This window comes from Micromonospora sp. 4G55, from assembly GCF_016803375.1.
Genome location: NZ_JAEVHN010000313.1, coordinates 1 through 6,962, shown reverse-complemented (window position 1 = coordinate 6,962; position 6,962 = coordinate 1). Strand labels below are relative to the sequence as shown.

General features: G+C 74.2%; 6 protein-coding genes and 3 pseudogenes. 6 read left to right on the top strand and 3 right to left on the bottom strand.

What is annotated here, in order from left to right; all coding sequences use genetic code 11:
• Positions 1 to 869: aminotransferase class I/II-fold pyridoxal phosphate-dependent enzyme (locus JNW89_RS22530; protein WP_375155130.1), on the top strand; the 869-nt coding region annotated here is incomplete at its 5' end.
• 265 nt (positions 870 to 1,134) lie between these two features.
• Here JNW89_RS22530 and JNW89_RS38965 read toward each other — a convergent pair.
• Positions 1,135 to 1,299: pseudogene (locus tag JNW89_RS38965) on the bottom strand (transcriptional regulator); the annotation flags it as partial.
• 70 nt (positions 1,300 to 1,369) lie between these two features.
• Positions 1,370 to 1,912: pseudogene (locus tag JNW89_RS37770) on the bottom strand (helix-turn-helix transcriptional regulator); the annotation flags it as partial.
• Between the two features lie 44 nt (positions 1,913 to 1,956).
• On the opposite strand from JNW89_RS37770, the gene JNW89_RS22520 reads away from it, so the two are divergent.
• Entirely contained in the window at positions 1,957 to 2,433 is a 477-nt protein-coding gene (locus JNW89_RS22520; RefSeq protein ID WP_238450406.1) for a hypothetical protein, read from the top strand.
• Positions 2,430 to 2,888, top strand: a complete 459-nt coding sequence (locus JNW89_RS22515; protein WP_238450405.1) for a hypothetical protein — start codon at positions 2,430 to 2,432, stop codon at positions 2,886 to 2,888. The genes JNW89_RS22520 and JNW89_RS22515 overlap by 4 nt, the downstream gene beginning before the upstream one ends.
• Before the next feature lie 35 nt (positions 2,889 to 2,923).
• Here JNW89_RS22515 and JNW89_RS22510 read toward each other — a convergent pair whose 3' ends face one another.
• Complete coding sequence (locus JNW89_RS22510) at positions 2,924 to 3,580, bottom strand: TetR/AcrR family transcriptional regulator (RefSeq protein ID WP_238450404.1); 657 nt, start codon at positions 3,578 to 3,580, stop codon at positions 2,924 to 2,926.
• A 112-nt stretch (positions 3,581 to 3,692) separates the two neighbouring features.
• On the opposite strand from JNW89_RS22510, the gene JNW89_RS22505 reads away from it, so the two are divergent.
• From JNW89_RS22505 to JNW89_RS22495, 3 genes and pseudogenes are all read left to right on the top strand, one after another.
• Entirely contained in the window at positions 3,693 to 5,294 is a 1,602-nt protein-coding gene (locus JNW89_RS22505; RefSeq protein ID WP_238450403.1) for an NAD(P)/FAD-dependent oxidoreductase, read from the top strand.
• Positions 5,230 to 6,131, top strand: a pseudogene (locus JNW89_RS22500) (SDR family NAD(P)-dependent oxidoreductase). The gene JNW89_RS22505 and the pseudogene JNW89_RS22500 overlap by 65 nt, the downstream one beginning before the upstream one ends.
• A partial coding sequence (locus tag JNW89_RS22495; protein WP_238450402.1) for an alpha/beta fold hydrolase occupies positions 6,128 to 6,962 on the top strand: 835 nt, incomplete at its 3' end. The pseudogene JNW89_RS22500 and the gene JNW89_RS22495, both read left to right, overlap by 4 nt.

Genomic DNA, 6,962 nt, shown 5'->3' with positions numbered 1-6,962 from the left:
TGTCCCAGGCCCTCGGCCTGCTCGCCCAGGTCCTGCACGCCGACGGCGTGCACACCGTCGCGGTCGAGGACCCGGGCTCGCTCGGCGTCCGCCAGCACCTGCGCAACTGGCGGCTGGACACCCGCCGGTCGCGGTCGACGCGCACGGGCTGCGGGTCGGCGAACTGGCCGCCGCCGGCCATCCCGCCGTCCTGCTCACCCCGGCCCACCAGTTCCCGACCGGCGTGGTGCTGCACGGCGACCGCCGACGCCAGCTCCTCGACTGGGCGCGGCGCGGCGGGCTCGGTCCTGGAGGACGACGTACGACGCCGAGCACCGGTACGACCGCCCGCCCGTGCCGCCCTGCGCGGCGCGCTGCCCGAGCGGGTCTGCTACACCGGCAGCGTCTCCAAGCTGCTCGCCCCCGCCCTGCGGGTGGGCTGGGTGCTGGTGCCCCCGCGCCACCTCGACGCCCTGGTGGCGGCGAAGCGGATGGCGGACCTCGGCAACGCCGTCCTGCCGCAACTGGTGCTGGCCGAGCTGATGACCTCCGGCGACCTGGACCGGCACCTGCGGCTGCTGCGCCGCCGGCACGTACGCCGTCGGGACGCGATGATCCGCGCCATCGCCGCGTACCTGCCGGGGGCCACGGTGCACGGTGCGGCGGCCGGGCTGCACCTGACCGTCACCTTCGCCGGCGACGTGCCCGACGCGGACCTCGCCGCCGCCACGCTGCGCCGGGGGGTGAAGACCCAGCCGCTGTCCTGGCACGCGCAGCGCCCGTACCCGCCCGGACTGGTCCTCGGCTACGCGGCGAACACCGCGAGCGAGATCGAGGAGGGCATCGCCACGATCGGCGCGGTGCTCCGCGGCCGTCCGGGTCCCGCGTGACCTCAGGGACGTGGTCGCCGGCCCGGTGTCGAGGCCGCCACCTCCGGGGAGCGGGGCTCCGATGACGGGGCGGTCGCGGTCCGGTAGAGGGCGGCGAGTCCGACCGCCGTCTCCGCCAGCAGGTCGCGCAGCTCGGCCGGAGCGAGGACCTCCACCTCGGCGCCGAGCCGCAGCAGGTCGCCGTGGGCGTGGGCCAGCGACTCGATCGGCACCACGTGGTGACCCAGCCGTCGGCGTCGGGGGCGCCCGCGCCCGCCTCGGCCGCCGCGACCACCACCGCACTGCCGATCTCCCGGAGCCGCTCCCGGCCGGCGGGGGAGAGCCGGATCGACGCTTCGTCCCGGTGCAGGCGGGCCCGGAAGTCCATGACGTGGGTCCGCCACCAGGTCGGCAGGTCGAAGTCGGCCGGCCGCTCGAAGGTCTCCGGCAGGGCGGTCAGGTCGAGGATCTGGTTGACGCGATAGCTGGCCGGCCCGTTTCCCCCCGTCGGCGACCACGTACCAGCGGCCGCCCTTGAGGACCAGCCCGTACGGCGCCAGCACGGTCGTCCGCTCGCCGCGCCAACTGCGGTAGCGCACCCGCAACCGGTGCTGCCGCCACACCGCGTCCGCCGTGGACGCCAGGTACGGCGAGGCGTCACCGTCGGAGTACCAGCTCGGGGTGTCCAGGTGGAACCGCTGGCGCAGCGCCTCGGCCCGGTCCCGCAGCGCCGCCGGCAGCGCGGCGTCCAACTTCAGTTGCAGCGCGGCGACCACGGCGCCGTAGCCGAGCTCGGCGGCCGGGCCGGGCAGCCCGGCGAGGAACAGCCGCTCGGCCTCCTCGGTGGTCAGCCCGGTCAGCCGGGTGCGGTAGCCGTCGAGCAGTTGGTAACCGCCGGCGTGCCCGGCCTCGCCGTAGAGCGGAATGCCGGCGGCGTGCAGCGACTCGACGTCCCGGTAGATGGTGCGGGTGGAGACCGCCAACCGTTCGGCGAGGGCCGCGGCGGTCATCCGGCCGTGCGTCTGGAGCAGGAGCAGGACCGAGAGGAGGCGACTGGCGCGCATTCCGCTGACAGTAGTTGTCAGTGGACCGGGTCTACCGTCCCGGCATGGCTTTCCGAGACAAGGAGCTGCGGGCGCCCGGACCGGTCACGGTCGCCGGGCGGCAGCTCAAGCGCTATCACATCGACCAACCGGAGCCGCGCCTCACGCCGGAGGTGGAGCGCGCCGCGTACGCCTTCCTGCCCCGCCTGCTGCCGCCGCCCGACGGCAGCACCCCACCGGCCGGGTGGGTGGTGCTGCACCGGGGCGCGGACACCGGCGCCTACCTGCTGGCGTACACCTGGTTCTGGGACAACGTGGTGGAGTGTCGGATCGCGGTGGCCGGGCAACCGGCGCTGCGGTGCCCGGACGACGACCCGGCGCACTTCGTGCCGCTGGACCGGCCCGGGGTGGGCTGCGTCTGGGAACTCGGCGTGCTGGAGCACGAGCGGGCCGCCTGGGTCCGCCACGTCCTGAGCCCGGACGCCCCGGACCTGGCCGGCTACCTGGCCGACAGCCGGGTGGACGGACCGGTGGGCCGGTGAGCGGCGACTTCGACTTCCTGGTCGGCCGGTGGGACGTCGTCAACCGTCGGCTGACCCGGCGGCACGTCGGCAGCGACGACTGGGACGAGTTTCCGGCCACCATGCTCGCCCACCGGTTCTTCGACGGGGCGGGCAGCTTCGACGAGATGACCTGCCCGACCAGGGGCTTCTCCGGCGCCACCGTGCGGATCTTCGATCCGGTCTCGGCGCGGTGGTCGATCTACTGGATGCACAGCCGGCGCGGCCTGCTGGAACTGCCTCCGGTCGTCGGCGGATTCACCGACGGGGTGGGCACCTTCTACGCCGACGACACCGACGAGGGCCGCCCGATCCGGTGCCGGTTCGTCTGGTCCGGCATCACCGCCACCTCCTGCCGGTGGGAACAGGCGTTCTCCACCGACGACGGCGCGACCTGGGAGACCAACTGGGTCATGGAGTTCAGCCGGGCCGGCTGAGCGGTCGGGGGCGTGGCGGCACGGCCGCCACGCCCTCAGCTCGGATCGGTGGTGCGGTAGATGCCGGTCAGCCAGACGTCGAGCAGCACGTCCACCACGTCCCGCTCGGCCACGGCCGGCCCGTCGCCGGCGAAGGTCGCGTACCAGACCCGCTCGTTCATCGAGTTCAGCGCGATCGCCAGGTCCCGCGCGGGCAGGCCCGGCGGCGCGGCGCCCCGGCGGCGTTCCGCCTCGATGGCGGCCTCCACCGCCTGCACCCAGCGCTCCAGCACCCGGGCCCAGAGCCGGCGCACCTCGGCGTTGGTGCCGCGCACCTCGGCGCAGGCCAGCACCACGGCCCGGTGGCCGCCGAAGGTGGCGTGGAACCGGCTGATCAGTTCCCGCCACCGGGCCCGGGGGTTCTCGCCGAGGTGGACCAGCACGTCCCCGGCGGCGGTGTCGGCCTCCTCGGTGACCCGGTCCAGCAGGGTCAGCAGCACCGCGTCCTTCGAGGGGAAGTAGAAGTAGAAGGTCGGCCGGGAGATGCCCGCGCCCCGGGCCAGGTCGTCGATGGAGATCTCGCCGAACGCGCGCCGCTCCAGCAGCCGCTCGGCGGTCGCCAGGATGGCCAGCTCGCGGTCGTCGCCCGCGGACCGTCCGGCCCGCCGTCCGCGCCCGGCCGCGGCGCCGGTGGAGGTACGGACGGTCGTCATGAACGCCGATGTTACACGCGCTCGACAGGGTGTCGATTGCTCTCGACAGAGTGTTGACGGGCGTCGACGGTGGTGGATAGTGTCCGTCCACCGCCTCAGCCAGGGAGTTGCCATGGCCTCCGACCACGTCGACGTGCTCATCGTCGGAGCCGGCCTGTCCGGCGTCGGCGCGGCCTGCCATCTGCGGCGCAACTGTCCGGACAAGACGTACGCGGTGCTCGAGGCCCGCGACGCGATCGGCGGCACCTGGGACCTGTTCCGCTACCCGGGCATCCGCTCCGATTCGGACATGTTCACCCTCGGCTACTCCTTCAAGCCGTGGACCGACGCGAAGGCCATCGCCGACGGCGACGCCATCCGCCGCTACGTGCGCGAGACCGCCCGCGAGTACGGCGTCGAGGAGCACATCCGCTTCCACCACCGCGTCCTACGCGCCGAGTGGGACAGTGCGAGCGCCCGGTGGACCGTTCACGCGCACCGCGACGACACCGGCGAGGACGTCGTCCTCACCTGCGCGTTCCTCTTCGCCTGCTCCGGCTACTACCGCTACGACGCCGGCTACACGCCCGAGTTCCCCGGAGCCGAGCGGTTCACCGGGGAGCTGGTGCACCCGCAGCACTGGCCGGAGGACCTGGACCACACCGGCAAGCGGGTGGTGGTGATCGGCAGCGGCGCCACGGCGGTCACCCTGGTCCCCGCGATGGCCGAACGCGCCGCCCACGTCACCATGCTCCAGCGCTCACCCACGTACGTCATCTCGCTGCCCTCGCGCGACGTGGTCGCCGACACGTTGCGGCGCTGGCTGCCGGCGAAGGCCGCGTATCCGGTGGTGCGCTGGAAGAACGTGCTGCTCGGCACGATCAACTTCCAACTCAGCCGGCGCGCTCCCAAGCTGGTCAGGTCGTTGCTGCTGCGGGCCGCCAAGGGTCGCCTGCCGGCCGGGTACGACGTCGACCGGCACTTCTCGCCCCGCTACGACCCCTGGGACCAGCGGCTCTGTGTGGTCCCCGACGGTAACCTGTTCGACGCGGTGCGGGCCGGCTCGGCGTCGGTGGTCACCGACACCGTCGACACCTTCACCGAGCGCGGGGTCCGGCTCGGCTCCGGCGAGGAGCTGCCCGCCGACATCGTGGTCACCGCCACCGGGCTCAACCTGCTCGCCCTCGGCGGGATGACCCTCGCGGTGGACGGCGTCGACGTCGACCTCGCGCAGACCGTCGCGTACAAGGGGATGATGCTCTCCGGCGTGCCGAACTTCGCGCTGACGATCGGCTACACCAACGCCTCCTGGACCCTGAAGGCCGACCTGGTCGCCACCTACGTCTGCCGGCTGCTGCGCCACCTCGACGCCACCGGCCAGCAGGTCGTCACTCCGGTCGCGCCGGGCTCCGGCGCGCTGGTGCCGCTGATCGACCTGAAGTCCGGGTACGTGCTGCGCAGCGTCGACGCGCTGCCGAAGCAGGGTGCCCGCGCCCCCTGGCGGCTGCACCAGAACTACGCCCGCGACGTGCTGCTGATGAAGCGCGGGCGGCTCGTCGACGAGGGCATCCGGTTCTCCCGCGCCACGCCGGCCGCCGCCGCGCCCGTACCGCCGACGCCCCGGTCGCCTGACCCGGGCTCCACCACCCGCACCGCAGAAGGAGAACGCCGTGCGAAGGTTCGTCTTCCCCGCCGGAACCGCCGTGGTCACCGGCGCCGCCAGCGGGATCGGTGAGGCGCTCGCCCACGGGCTGGCCCGGCGCGGCACCGACCTGGTGCTGCTCGACCGGGACGCCGACCGGCTCGACACCGTGGCGGCGGCGATCCGCGCCGCGCACCCCGACCGGCAGGTCGACACGCACCTGGTCGACCTGGCCGACCCGGCCGCCACCGACCGGGTCGCCGAGGAGATCCGGGCCCGGCACCCCCGGATCCGGCTGCTGGTCAACAACGCCGGGGTCGCCCTCGGCGGGCGGTTCGACCAGGTCACCCTCGACGAGTTCAACTGGGTGGTCGACATCAACTTCCGGGCGGTGGTGCGGCTGACCCACGCCCTGCTGCCGGCGCTCAAGGCCGAGCCCGGCGCCCACCTGGTCAACGTCTCCAGCCTCTTCGGACTGATCGCCCCCGCCGGCCAGGCCGCCTACTCGGCCAGCAAGTTCGCCGTGCGCGGCTTCACCGAGGCGCTGCGCCACGAGCTGGCGACGACGGCATCGGGGTGACCTCGGTGCACCCCGGCGGCATCGCCACCCGGATCGCCCGCAACGCCCGGATCGGCAGCGGCGTGGCCCCCGAGGAGTACGAGGCGGGGCTGCGGCAGTTCGAGAAACTGCTCTCCATCCCGCCCGCGAAGGCCGCCGAGGTGATCCTGCGTGGCGTCGAGCGGCGGCGCGGCCGGGTGCTGATCGGCTGGTCGGCGAAGCTGCCCGACCTGCTGGCCCGGGTCGCCCCCGCGTCGTACCACCGGGTGCTGGTGGCCGGGCTCAACCGGGGCGCCGCCGATCCGGCGCGCCAGGCCGGCCGAACGCCCACGGCGACCACGCCGGAGCTGTCCACGGGGGAGCGGGCATGACCGCCACGACCGACCCGCGCCCCCGGCACGTCACGGTGAACGGGCGCCGGGTGCGCCACCGGGTCGACGGCGACGGGCCGCCGGTGGTGCTGCTGCACGGCATCGGGCGCACCCTGCGCGACTTCACCGAGCAGCACGAGCTGCTCGCCCGCGGTTTCCGGGTGCACAGCGTCGACCTGCCCGGGTACGGCGGGTCGCTGCCGATGGCCGAGCCGTGCACCCTGCCGGCGCTCGGCCGCTTCGTCGGGCACTACCTCGACGCGGTCGGCGTCGACCAGCCGGCGCATCTGGTCGGCAACTCGCTCGGCGGGGCCGTCGCGATGCGCTTCGCCGTGACCGAGCCGGCCCGGGTGGCCAGCCTCGTGCTGATCAACAGCGCCGGGTTCGGTCAGGAGGTCACCGCCGCCCTGCGGGTGCTCGCCCTGCGCCCGTTCGGCCGGCTGCTGCTGCGCCCCAACCGGTCCTTCGCCCGCCGCGTCGAGCGTGCCCTGTTCCACGACGCGTCATTCGCCACCGAGGAGCGGATCGCGTACGCCCTGGAGGTGGCCCGGCAGCCGTACACCGCCCGGGTGATGCTGGAGACGTGCCGTGACCTCGGCACCTTCCGGGGCGTCCGCCCGCAGTGGCGCGAGGAGCTGCTGGCCGAGGTCTCCCGGCTCGACGTGCCGACCCTGATCGTCTGGGGCGACCGGGACCTCATCCTCCCGCCGGGCACCTCGACGCCGCGCGGGCCCGGCTGCCCCGGGCCCGGACCCACCTGTTCGCCGACTGCGGGCACATGCCGCAGATCGAGCGGGCCGAGGAGTTCCACCGGCTGCTGGTCGACTTCTG

Bases quoted from the DNA above. Each gene is read 5' to 3' on its own strand.
- JNW89_RS22520 (WP_238450406.1), top strand. From the start codon at position 1,957: ATGGCTTTCCGAGACAAGGAGCTGCGGGCGCCCGGACCGGTCACGGTC.
- JNW89_RS22505 (WP_238450403.1), top strand. From the start codon at position 3,693: ATGGCCTCCGACCACGTCGACGTGCTCATCGTCGGAGCCGGCCTGTCC.
- JNW89_RS22510 (WP_238450404.1), bottom strand. From the start codon at position 3,580: ATGACGACCGTCCGTACCTCCACCGGCGCCGCGGCCGGGCGCGGACGG.